At 59.2% G+C, this 18,423-nt stretch carries 17 protein-coding genes; 5 read left to right on the top strand and 12 right to left on the bottom strand.

Annotation, left to right across the window (positions count from 1 at the left end; translation table 11 throughout):
* Window positions 1-8 precede the first annotated feature (8 nt).
* The 8 genes from ABRP95_RS01940 to ABRP95_RS01905 form a co-directional block, all read right to left on the bottom strand.
* A complete protein-coding gene (locus tag ABRP95_RS01940) occupies window positions 9-1,538 on the bottom strand; it encodes a UDP-N-acetylmuramoyl-tripeptide--D-alanyl-D-alanine ligase (protein ID WP_349838863.1) in 1,530 nt (509 codons plus the stop codon).
* 2 nt (window positions 1,539-1,540) lie between these two features.
* On the bottom strand, window positions 1,541-3,076 hold the full coding sequence (locus tag ABRP95_RS01935) for a UDP-N-acetylmuramoyl-L-alanyl-D-glutamate--2,6-diaminopimelate ligase (RefSeq protein ID WP_284853336.1): 1,536 nt from the start codon (window positions 3,074-3,076) through the stop codon (window positions 1,541-1,543).
* Between the two features lie 9 nt (window positions 3,077-3,085).
* Window positions 3,086-4,954: a peptidoglycan D,D-transpeptidase FtsI family protein gene (locus ABRP95_RS01930; RefSeq protein ID WP_284769795.1), complete on the bottom strand. Its 1,869-nt coding sequence runs from the start codon at window positions 4,952-4,954 to the stop codon at window positions 3,086-3,088.
* A 211-nt stretch (window positions 4,955-5,165) separates the two neighbouring features.
* Complete coding sequence (gene ftsL / locus ABRP95_RS01925) at window positions 5,166-5,996, bottom strand: cell division protein FtsL (protein ID WP_349838862.1); 831 nt, start codon at window positions 5,994-5,996, stop codon at window positions 5,166-5,168.
* Window positions 5,993-7,033 (bottom strand): 16S rRNA (cytosine(1402)-N(4))-methyltransferase RsmH, encoded by a 1,041-nt coding sequence (gene rsmH, locus ABRP95_RS01920; RefSeq protein ID WP_284769509.1) that lies wholly within the window; start codon window positions 7,031-7,033, stop codon window positions 5,993-5,995. Before rsmH ends, ftsL begins: the two co-directional genes overlap by 4 nt.
* Before the next feature lie 168 nt (window positions 7,034-7,201).
* Window positions 7,202-7,636: a division/cell wall cluster transcriptional repressor MraZ gene (gene mraZ, locus ABRP95_RS01915; RefSeq protein WP_034654127.1), complete on the bottom strand. Its 435-nt coding sequence runs from the start codon at window positions 7,634-7,636 to the stop codon at window positions 7,202-7,204.
* A gap of 441 nt (window positions 7,637-8,077) precedes the next feature.
* On the bottom strand, window positions 8,078-8,479 hold the full coding sequence (locus ABRP95_RS01910) for a DUF3040 domain-containing protein (RefSeq protein ID WP_349838861.1): 402 nt from the start codon (window positions 8,477-8,479) through the stop codon (window positions 8,078-8,080).
* A gap of 119 nt (window positions 8,480-8,598) precedes the next feature.
* Window positions 8,599-9,042, bottom strand: a complete 444-nt coding sequence (locus ABRP95_RS01905; RefSeq protein WP_284769507.1) for an SAV_6107 family HEPN domain-containing protein — start codon at window positions 9,040-9,042, stop codon at window positions 8,599-8,601.
* A gap of 234 nt (window positions 9,043-9,276) precedes the next feature.
* Here ABRP95_RS01905 and ABRP95_RS01900 point away from each other — a divergent pair, with 234 nt between their 5' ends.
* From ABRP95_RS01900 to ABRP95_RS01890, 3 genes are read left to right on the top strand one after another with little or no spacing between them, the layout of a single operon-like run.
* A complete protein-coding gene (locus ABRP95_RS01900; RefSeq protein WP_349838859.1) occupies window positions 9,277-9,831 on the top strand; it encodes a GNAT family N-acetyltransferase in 555 nt (184 codons plus the stop codon).
* 51 nt (window positions 9,832-9,882) lie between these two features.
* Complete coding sequence (locus ABRP95_RS01895) at window positions 9,883-10,962, top strand: polyprenyl synthetase family protein (protein WP_284769505.1); 1,080 nt, start codon at window positions 9,883-9,885, stop codon at window positions 10,960-10,962.
* Window positions 10,963-10,970: 8 nt separating this feature from the next.
* Complete coding sequence (locus ABRP95_RS01890; RefSeq protein ID WP_349838858.1) at window positions 10,971-12,494, top strand: alpha-(1->6)-mannopyranosyltransferase A; 1,524 nt, start codon at window positions 10,971-10,973, stop codon at window positions 12,492-12,494.
* Here the strand turns inward: ABRP95_RS01890 and ABRP95_RS01885 are convergent.
* The gene (locus tag ABRP95_RS01885) at window positions 12,463-12,867 is read right to left on the bottom strand and encodes an Rv2175c family DNA-binding protein (RefSeq protein ID WP_005278391.1); all 405 of its coding nucleotides are present in this window, start codon (window positions 12,865-12,867) and stop codon (window positions 12,463-12,465) included. The two genes, ABRP95_RS01890 and ABRP95_RS01885, sit on opposite strands and share 32 nt — an antisense overlap.
* A gap of 9 nt (window positions 12,868-12,876) precedes the next feature.
* Between ABRP95_RS01885 and ABRP95_RS01880 the strand changes: the two genes are divergently transcribed.
* A complete protein-coding gene (locus ABRP95_RS01880; protein WP_349838857.1) occupies window positions 12,877-14,184 on the top strand; it encodes a serine/threonine-protein kinase in 1,308 nt (435 codons plus the stop codon).
* A 6-nt stretch (window positions 14,185-14,190) separates the two neighbouring features.
* Here the strand turns inward: ABRP95_RS01880 and ABRP95_RS01875 are convergent, their stop codons facing one another.
* A complete protein-coding gene (locus tag ABRP95_RS01875) occupies window positions 14,191-15,579 on the bottom strand; it encodes a class II 3-deoxy-7-phosphoheptulonate synthase (RefSeq protein ID WP_284769502.1) in 1,389 nt (462 codons plus the stop codon).
* 44 nt (window positions 15,580-15,623) lie between these two features.
* Window positions 15,624-16,133 (bottom strand): polyadenylate-specific 3'-exoribonuclease AS, encoded by a 510-nt coding sequence (locus tag ABRP95_RS01870; RefSeq protein WP_284784644.1) that lies wholly within the window; start codon window positions 16,131-16,133, stop codon window positions 15,624-15,626.
* Window positions 16,134-16,208: 75 nt separating this feature from the next.
* Between ABRP95_RS01870 and ABRP95_RS01865 the strand changes: the two genes are divergently transcribed.
* A complete protein-coding gene (locus tag ABRP95_RS01865; protein WP_349838856.1) occupies window positions 16,209-17,396 on the top strand; it encodes a glycosyltransferase 87 family protein in 1,188 nt (395 codons plus the stop codon).
* Here the strand turns inward: ABRP95_RS01865 and ABRP95_RS01860 are convergent.
* The gene (locus ABRP95_RS01860) at window positions 17,302-18,396 is read right to left on the bottom strand and encodes an acyltransferase family protein (protein ID WP_284769500.1); all 1,095 of its coding nucleotides are present in this window, start codon (window positions 18,394-18,396) and stop codon (window positions 17,302-17,304) included. The two genes, ABRP95_RS01865 and ABRP95_RS01860, sit on opposite strands and share 95 nt — an antisense overlap.
* Window positions 18,397-18,423 lie beyond the last annotated feature (27 nt).

The following is an 18,423-nucleotide window of genomic DNA, read 5'->3' as shown; positions in this document are numbered from 1 at the left end:
GATAGGGACTAACGGCGATTGAGCTGTTCTGCCACGCGCCACAGGCGCTGGGCATTCGAGGATTTCACGAGGACGACGTCCTTGGCCGTGCGCGCGGACCAGTCCTCCACCCCGGCAGGGGCTACCCGCAGGATATTGTCCACGGCCGCCGTCGCGGCCTCGATATCGGGGCAAAGTTCAGTCTGGATGCCGTGCGCGTGCGCGGCCTCCGCCATGGCTACGGTATGGGCTCCTTCTCCTACCGCGACGAGGTGATCCACATGGTACTTCGAGAGCACCGATCCAAGAATGCGGTGGGCTTCGACGGCTTCGCCTCCAAGCTCGCCCATCTCACCGAGCACCGCGATGGAGCGGGCATCGGGACGGGCGGCGGCGGTATAGGCCAAGGCGGCAATCGCCGCGTGCATCGAATCCGGGTTGGCATTATAGGAGTCATCGATGACGGTGACGCCATCGCGGCGGGTGCGCACGTCCATACGGTGCGCCGAACTCGTCTGGTGTCCGCTGAGCGCACGCGCGACAACCGTGGGTTCCACGCCCGATTCGATGGCCGCTGCGGCCGCAGCCAGGGCATTGGAGACCTGGTGCTTTCCAAAGACCTGCAGCTTAATCTCCATCGGCGCGACGCCAGGGGCGTGGAAGGTAAAGGACGGGCGGGCGACATCGTCAAGCTCAATGTCTGTGGCATAGTACTGCGCATCCGCGGCTTGCGGTCGATTGGCGGAATAAAATACCACCTTGGCCTGCGTGCGCGGTGCCATAGAAGCCACGAAGGGATCGTCCGCATTCAGCACCGCTACCCCGCTGTCTGCCGCGGCGGGCAGGGCCTCAATAAGCTCGCCCTTGGCCTGGGCGATATTTTCGCGCGAACCAAACTCACCCAGGTGGGCGGTACCCACGTTGAGCACCACGCCCACCGTAGGGGCCGTGATCTCGGTCAAGTGGCGAATATGGCCAATCCCGCGCGCGGACATCTCCGCCACGAGGAAACGCGTATGCTCATCGCAGCGCAGGGCGGTATAAGGAAGGCCCACCTCGTTATTGAAAGAGCCGGGCGGGGCGACGGTTTCGCCCTCGGCGCGGAAGATGGTGGCCAGCAAATCCTTAGTAGAGGTCTTGCCCGCGGAGCCGGTAACACCGACGATATCCAGGCCCTGCTCTGCGGCGAGGCGGGAGGTCACCTCGCGTGCGAGATCGGATAATGCCCCAATCACAGCGGCGGCGGAGCCATCCTCATCATTGGCATAAATATCCGCATTCGCGGAATCACCGGTCACGCGGCCTTGGGGCTTGACGATGACCGCCGGTACCCCCACCGGCCGAGCGGCCAGCACGGCCACGGCGCCTTGTTCTATGGCTTTCTCAGCAAAATCATGGCCATCGACGCGGGCACCCGGCAGGGCTACGAACAAGCTGCCGCTCGTGACTTTGCGCGAGTCAAACTCCACGAAACCGGTCACGCGTTCATCGGGATCATCAACGCTATCCAGGCTACCGCCGGTTATCGCGGCGATATCTCCAATAGAAAGTGGAATCATTACTACTCCTTCGTATCCCTAAGAGTATCGCGATGCGCCGTTCCCGCCAGCTTTTCCTCAATGGCGCGCGCCATTTCCTCTCGGTCATCAAAGTGCAGGGTGCGCTCGCCCACAAGCTGGCCTACCTCGTGGCCCTTGCCGACGACGATGATGGCATCGCCCGGCTGCGCCCAATCCACGACTTCATCAATGGCACGTGCGCGCGAGCCCTGCTCCCGGATATCGGCGTCCGGCGCAGCCTCCCGGGCGCCCTGGATAACCGCCGCGCGGATTGCGGCGGGGTCTTCGGTGCGCGGGTTATCATCGGTGACCACCGTGAGATCCGCCCGGGTGGCCGCAGCCTCTCCCATAATCGGGCGCTTGGTGCTATCGCGGTCACCGCCGGCGCCGACGACGACACCCACTCGCCCGGAGGTGCCCTCCAATTGCAGGCGCAGGGTATCGAGCACTGCAGCAATGGCTGCGGGCTTGTGGGCATAATCCACTACGGCCACGAAGTCCTGACCGCGGTCGATCCTTTCCATGCGCCCCGGAACGGCGACGTTTTCCACGCCGGTCAAAAAGACCTGCGGGTCTTCGCCCACGGCAGTGGCCATTCCCAGTGCAAGGGCGGCATTAGCGATATTGAACTCACCTGGCAATGGCAACCGGAAGGAAAAATCGGTGCCGTCTAGTTTGAGGTCAACCTCCTGTGCACCGGTAGCCTCGGTGGCCGTCTGCTGGGCGGAGATCGTGGCATCGCCTGCGCGCGTTGCCACCGTCGTAATCGGGGTATCCGCGTCTTCTACCATTCCCCGCAGGCGCTCACCCCACTCATCATCAACGCAGATGACCGCGCGCTCGGCGGCCTGCTCACCTAGGAATAGCCGGGACTTGGCCGAAAAGTACTCCTCCATCGTGGGATGGAAATCTAGGTGGTCTTGGCTGAGGTTGCTGAACCCAGCCACGGCAAAGTTGGTGCCGCGCACGCGGCCGAGCTCCAAAGCGTGGGAAGAAACCTCCATAACTACGTGGGTAACACCCTCGTCCTTCATGCGGGCGAAAAGCTCTTGCAGCCGTGGGGCTTCCGGCGTGGTCAAGGAGGTGGGCACCGGCGTGCGATTAATGCGGGTGCCGGTCGTGCCGATAAGGCCTACGGAGTGGCCAGCCTGCAAGAGACCAGCCTCCAATAAGTAACTAGTCGTCGTCTTGCCGGACGTGCCGGTAATCCCCAAGACCGTGAGATCGCCAGTGGGGTGCCCATAGATTTCTGCCGCGATGGGGCCTAAGACGGCGCGGATATCGTCTACCACGATGATCGGCCGAGTCTCGTTAGCCTGGCGGAGGTGGTCGAGCCCGGGGGCATCGGTAAGCACCGCGCCCGCCTTGGTATCCCCGACGAACTGCGCGCCGTGCACGCGCGTGCCCGGAAGGGCGGCAAATAATGCGCCTTCGGGAAGGCTGGCGGAATCCAAGCCGCACGCACTGACCTCAACGGTGCCATCACCGATGACGCGTCCGTGCGAAAGCTGCGCAAGTTTTTCTAAGGAAACAGACATTTCAAGCTCCTATTGTTCCCGCAGGGTCATCCGCGGCGCTGGTGTCGAGGTAGGAATATTGTCGCGATTGAGCAGCCAGGAAGAAATATCCCGGAAGATGGGGGCCGCGGACTGGCCGCCACCACCATTGTCTTCCACGCCGGACTTGGGCTCATCGAGCATGACTGCGACGACGAAACGTGGGTCATCGGCAGGCGCAATGCCCGCGAAGGTAATCCAGTACGCGGAATTAGAATACGCCCCGGAATTCGGGTCCACCTTCTGCGCGGTACCGGTCTTGCCGGAGAGCTGGTAGCCATCCAATTGGGCATTAGCGGCCGTACCGTTTTGCACCCCGGCATCGTCATCTTGGAAGACGGCGCGGAACATATCCACCGTAGTTTTGGCGGTTTCCTTGTCTACTACCTGGGTCTTCTTTGGCTCGGGCAGCTTTTCCGTTTCGCCATCGGGGTCTTTGATCTCGTCGATGATGCGCGGTTCGATGCGCTCGCCGCCATTGGCCAACGCTTGGTACACGCTAGCCATCTGCAGCGTCGTCCACGCCTGACCTTGGCCGATGGGCAAGTTGGCAAAGGTGCCGCCTGACCACTGCTCTTGGTCTGGCACCGTGCCGGCGGATTCATTCGGCAGCTCAATGCCCGTGTTAGCGCCCAAACCAAACTTCTTCAGGTACTCCGCATATTTCTCAGGCCCGAGCTTATCCGCGATCATCAAGGTGCCCACGTTGGAGGACTTACCAAAGATGCCGGTGGTGGTATACGGCTCGGTCCCGTGGGTCCAAGCATCGTTGACGGTCACGCCAGCCATGTCGATGGAGCCCGGAACCTGGTGCACCTCGTCCGGAGTAGTGATACCCTCCTGCAATGCGGCTGCCGCCGTCACTATCTTGGCAACGGATCCCGGCTCATAGGGGTGGGAGATGCTGCGGTTCTCAAAGTCCTTGCCCTCTTTGAGCTGGTCTTCGATATTCTTATTCGGGTCCACCGTATCGGTATTAGCCATGGCGAGCACCTGGCCCGTCGCGGCATCAAGCACTACAGCCTCGGCACCCTCCGCCTGCGAATTGGCCTTAGCCTTTTCCAGCTTTTGCTGGACGTAAGTCTGCAGATCCAAATCGAGGGTGAGAGTGACATCGCGGCCGTCAACGGCATCCACGACATCGCGCAGGGTGCCGGGGATAACCTGCCCATCGGTGGAGACATCCTCCGTGGACTGCCCATCGATGCCGGTAAGCTCGGTATCGCGGGCCGCCTCAAAGCCAAATTGACCGTGGCCATCCATCGAGACCTTGCCCACGACGTTTTCTGCAATCGCCCCATTCGGGTACTGGCGGATATCCTGCCGGTCAGCTGCCACACCGTGGTACTTATTGGAAATCTCTACGGCAACATCTGGGTCCACATTGCGGACCAAGACCTCGTACTGCGTATCGGCTTTGAGCTTGTTTTTAATATCGTCCGCATCCACCTTGGAGGCAGAGGCACCCGAATCCTCAATCATCTTCGGAATGCCCTCAGACATCTCCTTGAGTTTGTCCTCCATTTGTTTGGTGAGGTACTCCTCTTTTTTGTTGTCATCCATGCCCTCGAGTTTCCCCTCGGACGTGGCTTCCATTTTCGCCTGCTCTTTCAGTTCATCGCGCAGGCGCGTGGGAGAGACAGTCAAGGAACGAGACTTCATCGTATAGGCCAAACGCTGACCATCTCGGTCCAAGATCTCTCCCCTGCGGGCGGGGTCGATGTAGACGCGTTCGCGCTGGGTAACAGCCTTCGCCGCAAGGTCTGGACCCCAGACCAATTGCACCCAAGCAAGGCGGCCGCCCAAAGCGACGGTGGCGACGACGACACAGGTCAAAATGATGCGCAGGCGCTGGCGCATGATCGCTTTTTGGGGCACAACAGAGCTAGCAGCGCGGCGCGGCCGCGGACGGTGTCCACGGTTGCCACCATTATTCGGTGCAGTCACGGTGTTCAGTCACCTTCCCTTCGCCGCCACAGGTTCTTGCGTGTATCGATTGTGCCCTACAAGATGGGCAGTGCCCGCGCTACCACGCGCGAGCACAGAGAATTTCACCACTTATTCTGTCCGTTTAATCGGCCTGGCTGGTGTACGGCGCGCGGGCGGGAAGGTTGGGGCGACTATCGCTGGCGTTATCGCGGTTTTCGTCGTCATCGCTGCCACGGTGCTCATCCCGGTTCTCGTCCGCATCGTTGCCGCGGGCATGTTGCTGCTGTCCGCGCGGCACAGCGTTGAGGGAATCAGACATCCCCTCCGTATCCTTTGGATCGCTCGAGGCTTGGCCCGGGCGGATGGGTTCACCGTTGACATCGATAAGCTTTTCCGTATACGGGGTGCCTTCGCGCTTGGCGATGATCTCTCCATCCCCGCCTACCTCAGTCACGCCGGGTTGCTTGGGCACTGCCATGCCCAATTCATCCGCGCGGCGGGCAATATCAGCCGAGGAGCTCAAGTTTTCGGCGTCCCGATTCAGCGATTCAATCTGATTATCCAACTGCGATTCCTGCACCGTCAGCTGCTGGATTTTAAACGTCTGTGAGGTGGACAAACCAGAGAGCCACATGGCCAGCACTACCCCGCCAATGAGCAAGGTAACGGCTAAGACGGCAACTCGGACAAAAGCGTTATTCTGCTTCGTCTGCTGTTGCAGCCGCCGGCCGCGGAAGCTGACGACCTGCTTCGAACCAAGCCGGTTCGGCCCGCGGTGCGGCACCCGGGTACGGCTAGGGGCCGTGCGGCGCGCCGTTTTGCCAGTGGTCCTGGTGGAGGTGCGCTCGCGCACTGCGGTCGGCGCTCCCGTATCGATTCCGGTGGTGAAGTCTCGGCTGGCGCCCATGCTGCGAGTGGCCTCCCTGTCGCGGCTATCCGTTAAGTGCTGGTTTCGGCGTGGGATGGTGCTCATTTCTTGCCTCCCGGGGTTAAAAATTCTGGCGTGCCTTCAAGCCGTTCTAGGGCGCGCACGCGCACCGACGCGGCGCGGGAATTTTCTTCTACTTCCGCCTGAGATGCCTTTTCGGCCCCACGGGTAACCGTGGCGAATTCCGGTGCGGTACCCGGCAGGTCCATCGGCAAGCCGGCAGGCGTAGTGGACGTAGAAAGGTCCTTGAATGCCGCTTTTACGAGGCGGTCTTCTAAGGACTGGTAGCTCATAAAGACCGCGCGCGCCCCAATGGAAAGCGCATTTGTAATAACGGGAAGCACATTTTCAATGGCCTCCAACTCGCGGTTGACCTCTACCCGCAGCGCTTGGAATGTGCGCTTTGCGGGATGCCCACCCGTGCGGCGCGTTGCCGCCGGAATGGTCGAGTAAAGAAGCTCAACCAGCCGGCCCGAGGTGCTAAAAGGTTCCTTCTCGCGCTCCTTGAGCACGGCGGAGGCAATCTTGCCCGCGAAGCGCTCGTCACCATAGGTCTTAAGAATCCGCGCCAAGTCCCCGTGCGAATACGTATTGAGTACGTCAGCGGCGGTAAGTCCATGGCTCGGGTCCATCCGCATATCCAGCGGCGCATCCGTCTTATAGGCAAAGCCGCGCTCTGCCTGATCCAGCTGCATGGAAGAAACACCCAAATCAAAGAGGGCTCCCGCAATACCGTGGGCGCGGGCAGCTTCAAAGATATCGCCCTCGCCCTGGGCAATGGCGGTGCCGAGCTCATCGAAGCGAGCATTAACCGCGCAAAAACGCGGGCCGAAGGGCTCTAGCCTGGCCGAAGCATTGCGCAATGCCTGCTCATCGCGATCCACACCGATAACGCGCGCCTGCGGAAAGGTCTGGAGGAAGTACTCGCTGTGGCCGCCGGCGCCCAAGGTGGCATCGACAAGCACAGCCTGCGAGCCCGCATCCTCTACCCCGGGGCGCAGGAGCTCTGCCATGCGCTCGCGCATGACCGGCACATGGCCGTGGTTATCCGCCACATCGTAATTAAGGTCAGTTGTAGCCATGTCTCCCCGCGTCCCCCTTTCTTATTTCCGCTGTGCAGGACTTCCTATCGTGGAAAGCACGACGAGTGCATATAGGGCCCTGTCCGAGGCAGGTTTCTGATATCGGGGAAGTACACCAGAATCATCCGCCTCGGACAGAGTCCTTACACGCACTCGAGATGCGGGCTTCTACAGCAAGCCCGCAAGTACGTCATCGGCATCTGCTGCCGAATAAGCATCTTCAGTTTGCGATTGATACTCAGCCCACGCAGCTGCATCCCAAATTTCAAGGAAATCTACCGAGCCAACCACCACGCACTCTTTGGACAAGCCCGCGTACTCACGGTGGCCTGCGGACAAGGTGATGCGACCATGCCCGTCGGGCCGCTGTTCGTCCGCACTTGCCGCCAAGTTACGAATGAAAGCGCGTGCTTCCGGATTGGTTCGAGAAACCGCCGCAGCCTTCCGTGCGCGTTCGGCGAACTCTTCGCGCGGGTACACGGCCAAAGAATGGTCTTGCCCCTTAGTGACCATCAGGCCACCTGCGAGTTCATCACGAAATTTTGCAGGAAGCGTTAAGCGCCCTTTGTCATCAAGTTTCGGAGTGTAGGTTCCGAGAAACATCCCGGCGTCCACCTTCCTCACTCGACAACTCCGGATTCCCTCACGTCAGAAGAGAGTTTTTCAACCCCATTCCTCCGCTGCGCCCCACTCTACCCCACTTTCCCCCACATGCCCCACTTAAATCGCTATATTCTTAATAACTCAAAACGTATGTGCAGTTAAAAGGGTGTTTTTACAGTGGTCAGATTTCCCGCGCCCCACCTTGACAACCCCGGAGATCCACCCCTTTAATCCCACCTACAACATCAAAGTTACTTCACCCCATACGCCACTTACAGCGCATTGCCTGCATAGAGCCCAGGTATTTCCCCCTCCAGCACCCACAATCCCCCTCCGCACCGCAGTTTTGGCAAGAAGGTGGGGCAAAGTGGGAAATTTTGGTGAGCCATAAAAAATCCCCAGCCACCCTTTATGGTGACTGGGGAAATGAAAAGTTCGCGGTTAGCTCTCCTCAAAGCGCCGACGGAAGTTTTCTTCCAGCTTGCTGCCTACTCCATCACTACGGGATGACGCTGCCTTCTTTGCCCGCCCATTAGTGGACTTTTTCTTTCCTGTGCTAGCGGGCTGGTCGCCACGAAGCATCCACACACCAGAGGCAAACATGACAAGGAATCCGGCGATGGACAGCGCAATAAACCACAAGTTTTGCTGCGCCAAGGCCACGCCGCCGACGAGCATGCACAGACCAACCACGATGAGCGCAACCCCACGCAGGGTAAAAGCGCCGCCGGAACCGCCGATCGAGGTAGATTCAGACACAGAAGCGCCAAATTTAGGATCGTCCGCTAATAACGATTCCTCTATTTCACGGAGCGTGCGTTGCTCCTGTTCAGAAAGAGACACTTTTCCTCCAACTAGGGACTGGGCTTCGGCCAATATATCTTCTACCAATACTAACGTCCAGAGTAACCAGTATGTTCCCCAAAAGGTAGTTATTCCTCTCAGCAGTGATTATGCCGCGGTTATGCCGCAAAAGAGCCCAGAATTGTCTCGGCTTCACTCTCATCTAAAAACTGCGCTGCCTGCTGCATTAATCCGTAGACATACTCCTCATCCGGAGTTGCATCCAGGCCAGATGCAACCCGGGCGCGAGTGCGAGAATAGGACTTGAAAGCCTCCGCCCACTGCTTTTCTTCGGCCCCGATTAGAGCCAAGCGATCCCACGCGCTCGTTGGCAGGCGCCGGCGACGAGAGGCCACCGATACCGCTACCCGCGCGCCAGCCGTACGCAATGCAGACTGATAGGCCACCTCTAACGCCTGATCAAAGCGACCCTCCGCCGCGTAGCTTCTCGCCTGATCTAAAAGCTCGCGGGCTTGAAATAAAAAGTGTGCCCGCTTCGCACCCCGCTTACCAGTGAAGCGACCGGTAGTGCGGGACTGCGTTGCCGAAATAATCTGTGCCATTGTTTTTCTCCTGTAGTGCGCCAATAACTAACCGTGTTCGACTGCCGTTGACTTTAAGCAGCCGACTGGACATCTAGTTTCTATTCTAGGTCACATGTTCGAATTATTCAAGAGTTTTACCAGCCATATCTCCCTGCATATCGAACATTGTTCGATAGTTTTTAATGTTCGATGGAATAACCCCACCCCACCCTCGTCCGCCGGTAGCCGCACGTATCTGGTGAGATAGATACCGTGAGTTTCGAAATCCGCCGCTTAACCCCGCAAGAGTTCTCAATGTTGTCTCCTCAGCTCGTGGAGATATACATCGAGGCCATGGGATATGACCCGGTCACGTTTTCGCGCAGTGTTGACCATTGGCGGGCGGATTCCATGCGCCCAGGGTTTACAGCGCTTATCGCCACGCATGACAACGGAGTCGTGGGCGTGACATATGGATTTTTGGGATCACCGGATAGCTGGTGGGATTCCGAGCTGCGCCGAGCCCTGCGCCGAAATGGCGGCCCAACGGAGTCCGAATGGCGCATGCTGCGCAATTACTTTGAAGTAGCCGAAGTACACGTGCTACCGGCCTTTCAAGGACACGGTTTAGGCAGGCAGCTACTTAAAGGGCTGCTGTGGAATATCCCTGCCCAATACGCTTTATTATCAACACCGGAGGCGCCACAGGAAGCCAACGGGGCGTTTCGCCTCTACCGGTCTGTGGGCTTCTTTGATGTCGTGCGTCACCATCGCTACCCCGCGGATCCCCGGCCCTTCGCCATTTTGGGAGTGAGCCTGCCGCTATAAACCTGCGTTATTTCTTCTTGGCCCTAGGCGGTATCGTGTGGAGGTGTGACTATGACGAATATTCCTGAGCTTGCGGATATCCCCGGCGCGGTGCGCGAAAAACTGGCCATCTTCTTGGATCAGCGCCGGGATCACGTGGCAGAGATCGGCGCCCCGGTCAGTACCGCCATGAGCTTCTTGGAATCATTCGTCCTCGATGGCGGAAAAAGAATGCGCCCCATGTATGCGTGGGCGGGTTACCTCGCCGCAGGCCGCGGCTCGGAATCCCCTGAGGCCATGCTGCGCGCGGCGTCCTCGCTGGAGTTTATCCAGGCCTGCGCACTTATCCACGATGACATCATTGACGCGTCGAATACCCGGCGCGGGAAACCAACGGTGCATCGGGAAGCAGAGCGCCTCCACCGGGAATCTGATTTCTTAGGGGATCCGGAATTCTTTGGTACGTCGGTCGCCATCTTGGTGGGTGATTTTGCGCTGGTCTATGCCGAGGATATGTTTCAGGATTCTGGGCTCAGCTCGGAGGCGTTGCAACGTGCACGCGGGCCTTGGCGTGGAATGCGCACCGAGGTTTTGGGCGGCCAATTGCTCGATATTTCCCTCGAGGCAGCCGGTTCCGAATCCGTGGCGCTGAGCAATTCCGTCAATCGCTATAAAACCGCCGCCTATACCATCGAGCGGCCCCTGCATTTGGGCGCTGCCATCGCGGGTGCGAGCGAAGAGTTAATCTCGGCTTTCCGCGGCTATGGGCACGATATCGGCATTGCTTATCAGCTGCGCGATGACCAATTGGGAGTTTTTGGGGATCCTGCGATCACCGGCAAGCCCGCTGGGGACGATCTACGGGAAGGCAAGCGCACGGAGCTTCTCGCCCTAGCGCTACAGCGCGCCGATGAACGCGATCCCAGCGCCGCCGCTACCCTGCGGAAATTCATCGGCCGCACCTCCGATCCGCAGGACTTGCTGCGCCTATCCCAAATCATTGCGGATTCCGGCGCCCCCGATGAGATTGAGCGCCGCATTACCGCGTTGACGGAATCCGGGTTGGCTCATCTGCGTGCGGCACATGTGGATCCGCAGATTACGGAAACACTAGAGCACCTAGCCATTCAGGCGACGACGCGACAAAAGTAGGTGTCACTGTGGCCAAAACCTACTCCTTGCCAGTCCCCCGCGCGCTCCCGCTGGGCCTCGTGGCCTCGTGCATACTTCTTTTTTCGTCTTTTTCTGGCGGCTCGACCCGCAATCGCGGCGGCGTGCTCGAAGCGCTCAATATCGGCTTCTTATCGTATGGTCACGGGCGCAACCTCGGGTTGGTGCTGTATTGGGTGGGCATTTTCCTCCTCGCCGCCGCCTGGGTGCTTGCCGGGCGCATGATTATTCGCCGGCAGCTTAAGCACCCGCGCCCGGAGGGAGGGGTGCGCGAGTTACAACGCATTCTTATCGCATGGGTCACCCCGCTGCTTTTCGCCGGTCCCATGGCTTCCAGGGACGTGTATTCCTACCTCATGCAGGGCGCCATGGTGCGCGACGGGTTCGACCCATATACCGAGGGCGCCGCCATCAACCCTGGGCCCTTCCTGCTGGAGGTCTCGCAAGATTGGCGCAATACCACCACCCCGTATGGGCCACTGCACCTGTGGATTGGCAAAATCGTCACCACCGTCGTGGGCGATAGCGTCACCGCCGGGATCATTATCTATAAGCTGCTTTCACTATCAGGCTTTGTCCTCATTGCGTGGACGGTGCCGCGCATTGCCCGAAAGCTCGGCGCGGATCCGGCGGTCGCGCTGTGGATTGGCGTTGCCAACCCGGTCATCATCTTGCACCTTATCGGTGGCATGCACAATGAATCCCTCATGGTTGGCCTCGTGTCCTTGGGGCTATTGGCCGCGCTGCACCAGCGCTTCCACGCCGCGTTGCTGTTAGTCGGTACGGCGGTGGCGATGAAGGCTACCGCGATCTTCGCCGCCCCCTTCATCGTCTGGCTCATGGTGCACCGCTACGCGCCTAAGGGTTCTACCGTGGCGCGCACGGCGGTAGCCTTCTTCTGCTCAGGCGTCATCGCGGCCGTGGAAATCATCGCCACGGTAGCGCTTATTACTTGGGGCTCCGGCACCTCATGGGGGTGGCTTTCCCAGGTCAGCGGCAACTCCAAGGTGATTAACCCCTTGGCGGGGCCGACATTGGCCGCAGACATCATCGTCCCCGCGGTCCACATTTTTGACCCGGACGCCTCCTATAACGCCATCTTGGGCGTCCTGCGCACGATCGCGATGGTATGCATGCTCATCGGCTTAGTCATCGTGTGGTGGCTAAGCCGACATACTGTCCGCGATGCCATTATGGGCACCGCGGCGGCCTACCAGGTTGCCTTCGTCTTCAACTCGGTGACCCTGCCGTGGTACTACGCCTCCATCTTTACGCTCATGGGCACCTTCCGCCCGCCGCTGTGGCTGCTGAAGTTTACCTCTGGCGTAGCGTTATTTATCAGCTTGAGCTTTTCCGGCGACGGCAACCACCAGCTCTATAACTGGTTCTGGGTCATCGGCCTCATCGTTGTGTCCTGGTCCGCAACGCAGTGGATGTTCGATGGCATTGGGCACAAAGGCCCTCAACTGCCCACACGCAGGGCTAAAAAGCAGACGCCTGAGCCCGCCGAATAACCTCGCGCGCCAGGTGCCCGTGCAGGGCGTCAATGGGCCGGCCAGGAAGGGAATCATCTGCGGTAAATAGGTGGCGCAGGATTTCCTCGTCGTCATAGCCGCCATCGGTAAGCACGGTAATAACGCCGGTGACATGCTTGGCGATGCTCCCCTTGTCATTGAAGAATGCCAGCGGCACACGCTTGCCTTCGGGCGAGTCCCAGACAATGAATTTGCGGTCCTGGAGCAGGTCATAGGCGCGCGTGATGGGAAGACCTAGCTTGTCTGCCACCTGCTGCATGCTGAGCAGCTCTTCGCCGGCCAATAAGGAATTCAGGGAATTTTCTGCATTAGTCACGCCACCTACTTTAACGCGCCCTAGTGGATCGGCCATACTGGGAGTATGACTAGGTTGGAAATTGGTGACGTGTTGGAAGACCGTTACCGCATCGATCGCCCCATCGCCCGCGGCGGTATGTCTACCGTCTATCGCTGCGTGGATATGCGCTTGGGCCGCCAAGTGGCCGCAAAGGTCATGGATGAGCGCTATGACGATGACCCGGTTTTTATCAAGCGCTTTTCCCGCGAGGCCCGCGCGATGGCGCGGTTGCAACACCCCAACCTCGTGGCCATTCATGATTTTTCCGCCGATGGCGAGCCCATTTACCTCATCATGGAGCTCATCGATGGCGGCACCCTGCGCGAGCTGCTTGCCGAAGGCGGCCCGCTGACCGTCCCTGCCGCATTATCGACCCTGCGCAGCGTGCTCCAAGGCCTGACCGAGGTGCACTCCACGGGGCTTATCCACCGCGATATTAAGCCCGATAACGTGCTCATTACCTCGCATCACCGGGTGAAATTGGGCGATTTCGGCTTGGTGCGTGCGAGGAATGCGCAAGCGACCTCGAATATGATCGTCGGCACCGTTTCATATTTGGCGCCGGAACAGGTCACCGGCGAGGATATAACACCCGCCACCGACGTGTATTCCGCCGGTATTGTGCTATTTGAACTCTTGACTGGAACCGTGCCCTTCTCCGGGGATACCCCGATCGCGCACGCCACCGCGCGCCTATATGCGGATGTTCCCGCCCCATCCACGCGTGGTGAGGACGTGCCCAAGCTTGTCGATGCCCTCGTGGCCACCGCCACTGCCCGCGATCCCCGCGAGCGCTTTGCCGATGCCGGGGAGTTTTTAGATGCCCTCGAGGACATTTGCCGGGAATTGGATCTGCCCACGGTAACCATCCCGGTCCCCCGCAACGCCGCTGCCGCGCGCACCGCACAAACACCCACTGACTATTCCGGCATCGGCGCCACGGATGTATTTGAGCCCACGCGGACCATCCCGCAGGGTGCCACCGAGCACTTGGACGGCGGGCCCACCGAGGTTATTCCTCCCGAGCCGGATCCGCAGCAGCCGGACTTTGAAACGCGCCTCGATGTGCCCAAGGCACCGGTCCCCCCGGAGCCGCCACTGCCGCCTGCTCCAGCAGCACCCGCTGCGGGTGTGGGGGAAGCGCATTCTCCTGTACAAGCCCCCGCGCAGGTGGCAGAAGAAGAACCCGCTGAGCGGCCGCTAACCAATCGCCATCCTGCGTCACTGCTGGTCTTTCTCCTCGCAGTGGTGGTGGCAACCGGTGCGGTCGCTATCAGCGGGTGGTGGTTTGGTTCCTCCTATTACGAAGGAACTCCTTCCCTCTGGGTCTAGTGGGAGCTAGTTCCGCAGCATCTCTGCGATGAGGAAGGAAAGCTCGAGGGACTGTTGCGTGTTCAGGCGCGGATCGACGGCGGATTCATAGCGGCCCGGCAGATCTAGGTCGGTGATGTCCTCGGCGCCGCCGAGACATTCCGTGACATCTTCGCCGGTGAACTCGAGGTGCACGCCGCCCGGGTGGGTGCCCAAATCGCGGTGTACCTCGAAGAAGCCCTGCACCTCGTCGACGATCTTGTCAAAGTGGCGGGTCTTGTACCCGTTGGACGAGGTAAAGGTATTGCCGTGCATGGGGTCGGACTGCCACACCACGGTGTGCCCGGAGTCTTCGACGGCCTTGATGATGGGTGGCAACACGCTGCGGACCTTATCGTGCCCCATGCGGGAGATGATGGTCAAGCGGCCGGGCTCGCGGTTGGGATCCAACTTTTCGGCATATTCCACGGCCTGCTCAGGTGTGGCGCCAGGACCAAGCTTGATGCCCACCGGGTTGCCGATCATGGCGGCGAAGTTGACGTGGAAGTCATCCAGACCACGCGTGCGCTCACCAATCCACACTTGGTGCGCGGACAAGTCATAAAGCTTGGTATCACCATTATCGTCTTGGCCCAAGCGCAGCATGGAACGCTCGTAATCCTTCAGCAGCGCCTCGTGCGAACAGTAAATATCCGCTGAGTGCAGCGTGGAATCCTGCACGCCGCAGGCGTTCATGAATTTCAGACCATTTTCAATCTCGCGGGCCAGATCCTGGTAGCGGGCACCGGCGCGCGATTTACGGACGAACTCCCGGTTCCATTCGTGCAGGCGGTACAGGTCAGCGGTGCCGGAGGAGGTCAAAGAGCGTACCAAGTTCATGGCCGCGGAAGAGTTAGCGTAGGCGCGGATCATGCGTGCCGGGTCATGACGGCGATCCTCATCGGTGGGTTCCACGCCATTGACAATGTCCCCGCGGTAATTCAACAAGCCATTCGCGTCCGTATCCGAAGAACGCGGCTTCGCATACTGCCCAGCGATGCGACCCAGCTTCACCACTGGAACGGAAGCACCATAGGTCAAAACGACGGCCATCTGCAGTAAGGTTTTGACGTTGCCGCGAATATGCGGTTCGGTATTAGATTCAAAGGTCTCGGCGCAATCGCCGCCTTGCAGGAGGAAAGCGTTTCCTAGTGCGACATCGGCAAGCTGCCGCTTGAGCTTCTCAATCTCCGGGGCAACCACGATGGGCGGCACCGACTCGAGAATCTTGCGCACGTTATCGGCTTGGGTGGGATCCCAACTAGGCTGTTGCTTTGCGTCACGCTTGATGACGTCCTGGAAGACCTCCTCAATGCCCTCTGGCAATGGTGGAAGATCAGGCAGAACACTTTGCGGAATATCTACTGTCCAACTCACACTTCCATTTAACCATTTGCTGCCTGTCGATTGGTAGTTAACTGCTAGAAATTGATTCTATTCCCCTTGGACAAGGGCAAGACCTCGGTGCAGGCGCGGAATTTGGCGAGGTTATGGCGGGCATCGACAAGCGCATCGTGATTGCCCTTAGGCACGGCTGGCAAGCTGGGGCGGCCGGCGAACTCCCACAGCTGCTTCAACTCGCGGGTATAGCGCGGCAGGCGCTTGGGCAAGCTCGCCATATCGCCCCACAGCTGCGCCAAGACCACGTGGTCATACGCGCCGACCCAAGCCCATAATTCAATTGGCGTAGAGCTGCGCGTGAGAAACTCCAGGATTTCCGTGCGGATGGTGCGGGCCGGCTTCCATGCAGAATCCTGGGGGCTGGGCAGCTTAGCCAACACGTTTTCCTTGACCCAAGAATTGGCCTTAGACGGGTCAAAATCCGTGGATACGGCATAATATTCACTTCCGTTTTCACCGACGATGCCGATGGAGACCAATTCAATGGTCTTGCCATCCTCGATAAATTCGGTGTCATAGAAGTAACGCACGTTTCCCAAGCCTAGCGCTGCGGCGATGGGCGCGGGAAATTGGCCCCACGATCGCGCCACTGTAAAATTTTGCGGGTGAGCAGAACCGAGAATAAAGCCCTGTGGACCACCGCCCTCCCCCTAATCCTGTCTGCGCTCGCGGCGCTGTGGTGGATTATCGATATTCCTGCGTTATTCTCGGGCGAGCTTCGTGCCTTTTACCACATTGACCTCGATGTTTACCGCGAAGGCGGGGCCGGCTTCGGCAGCGATCTTTATGATCGTGACTATTTCGTAGGCACTGACCGCAACTTTTCCCTGCCTTTTACCTACCCACCGTTTGCGGCCCTGCTCTTCGCCCCGCTGCAGTGGGTCCCCCTCACCGCTGCCGCCGTGGTAGTCACGGTCCTCTCCGTACTCGCATTGTGGGTATGCATTGCGCTGGTATTGCGCTCCCTCAACTGCCAGGAATGGGCGGCTTGGGGGCTTTTTGCCGCCATGCTGGCCGAGCCGATTACGCAGACCTTTAGTTTTGGTCAGATCAATATCCTGCTGACCGCACTCGTGGTCATCGATTTGCTGTGGGTGAAAAAGGCCCGTGGCATCCTGACCGGCATCGCCATTGCTATCAAGCTCACTCCCGCCGTCTTTTTGGCCGTCTTCTTCGTCCGCCGCGAATGGAAGGCCTTCTTTACCACCCTGGGATCCTTCGTAGCCGCTGGCCTCATAGCCTTCGCCGCCAATCCGCATAGCTCGATTGAGTATTGGACCTCCACCTTGCGGGATTCCGAGCGCATCGGCGGCCTAGCCTATAGCGCCAACCAGTCCTTGCGCGGCTTGTTTACCCGCCTTAGCCCCGATAACGCAGAAACTCTGTGGCTCATTGGCGTTATCGTCGTCATTGCAATTGTGTGGTTTGCCATGGAGCGCCTTTCCCACGGCAATCAGGTCGTGCTCATGCTGCTGGCGGCGTCTGTGTCGCTGCTGTGCTCCCCCGTATCGTGGTCACACCACTTCACCTGGCTGGTATTAGCGGGCGTCTACTTGGTTGCCAGCCGCCGCTGGATCCTAGCGGCACTCACTTGGCTGGCGCTATTTGCCCGCGGCCACTGGAAAGTTCCGCATACCGAAGACCAAGAACTGGACTGGACGTGGTGGCAGCACATCGTTGGCAATGACTACGTCATCATTACCGTGTTGTTGGTTGCTTGTTCGCTACCATTGGCTCTACGGCGGGGCGGCGCCTACCGATCCGCGGCGGAACCAGTGTCCAGCCAAGGATAGGGACCTTCCCCAGCGCCCACAGTGCAAGCGAAGAAATAGCCGTAAAGATAAAGCACATAGCGATCCAAAACCACGTGTTTTCCAGCGGCCACGTCCCCGCCAAAGACACGACATAATCGTGATGCGCCATGTAGTACCCGTAGCCCACCGTCAAGCCAATAGGGTGCGACAAATAAATCGGTAGCGTGTGCCGTCCGACGAACTTCACGCCTTCTGCAATCCACGGAATGTGGCTAATGAGCACGGCGCCGATAATGCCCGCCGGCACCTCCAGTGCCTGTTCCACGAGGCGCACTAATAAGTTGACATCTCCCCAACCTAAAAAGTCCGCGCCCAGCAGGGGCCAGTTAAAAGCAACATCAGCATCGTTGCCATCCCACACGTGGCGCAGGGCCAGGCCTGCACAATAAGCGCCGATGGCTGAGGCATACGCTCCAGCACTGCGCATGCTCCACGAGCCGCGGAATATCTCTTCTGCCGCAGCAGCAAAACGCGTGATTGGCTCGCGAAGAAAGGCGGCGCCTACGAAGATGGGAAGGAACATAATGGCCTTGCCAATAAACTGAAACTGTTCCTGCCACGCAATAAAAAGCACGGGAGTAAAGCTCAGGCCGATTCCTGCCCACGCCGGTAAAGCACGCACACACCACAAAAATAAATTGAACAAAATGAGCGCGTGGATAAACCACGCCATCGTATGGCCAAGGAAAAGATTTTGCAGCATCTCGGCCATACCCATGGAGGAGTCACCGAAAACCCACTGGTATTCCAGCTGTTTGGTCATATGCTCTACGGACATCCACACCAAATATGGGATGAGGAAAAACCAGAGCCGGCGGGTAAATAACTCCGCGAAACTGTAACGAAAGACTTTATAAGAGAAGTAGCCGGAGACCAGAAAGAACAGGGGAAGGCGCAGGGGGTCGAGAAAGGTATTGAGAGTTGCTAGCCACGTTTGTTCGGCTCCTGGCACCTTCAGCGTGATGTGTAGGAGCACCACGCCGATGATAGAAATTCCTTTTGCGGT

It is taken from the genome of Corynebacterium sp. KPL2895 (assembly GCF_040225815.1).
GTDB classification, from domain to species: domain Bacteria; phylum Actinomycetota; class Actinomycetes; order Mycobacteriales; family Mycobacteriaceae; genus Corynebacterium; species Corynebacterium rhinophilum.
This window is presented reverse-complemented; position numbering and strand designations above follow the sequence as displayed.

Bases quoted from the DNA above. Each gene is read 5' to 3' on its own strand.
- ABRP95_RS01940 (WP_349838863.1), bottom strand. From the start codon at position 1,538: ATGATTCCACTTTCTATTGGAGATATCGCCGCGATAACCGGCGGTAGC.
- ABRP95_RS01935 (WP_284853336.1), bottom strand. From the start codon at position 3,076: ATGTCTGTTTCCTTAGAAAAACTTGCGCAGCTTTCGCACGGACGCGTC.
- ABRP95_RS01930 (WP_284769795.1), bottom strand. From the start codon at position 4,954: ATGCGCCAGCGCCTGCGCATCATTTTGACCTGTGTCGTCGTCGCCACC.
- ftsL (WP_349838862.1), bottom strand. From the start codon at position 5,996: ATGAGCACCATCCCACGCCGAAACCAGCACTTAACGGATAGCCGCGAC.
- rsmH (WP_284769509.1), bottom strand. From the start codon at position 7,033: ATGGCTACAACTGACCTTAATTACGATGTGGCGGATAACCACGGCCAT.
- mraZ (WP_034654127.1), bottom strand. From the start codon at position 7,636: ATGTTTCTCGGAACCTACACTCCGAAACTTGATGACAAAGGGCGCTTA.
- ABRP95_RS01905 (WP_284769507.1), bottom strand. From the start codon at position 9,042: ATGGCACAGATTATTTCGGCAACGCAGTCCCGCACTACCGGTCGCTTC.
- ABRP95_RS01895 (WP_284769505.1), top strand. From the start codon at position 9,883: ATGACGAATATTCCTGAGCTTGCGGATATCCCCGGCGCGGTGCGCGAA.
- ABRP95_RS01885 (WP_005278391.1), bottom strand. From the start codon at position 12,867: ATGGCCGATCCACTAGGGCGCGTTAAAGTAGGTGGCGTGACTAATGCA.
- ABRP95_RS01880 (WP_349838857.1), top strand. From the start codon at position 12,877: ATGACTAGGTTGGAAATTGGTGACGTGTTGGAAGACCGTTACCGCATC.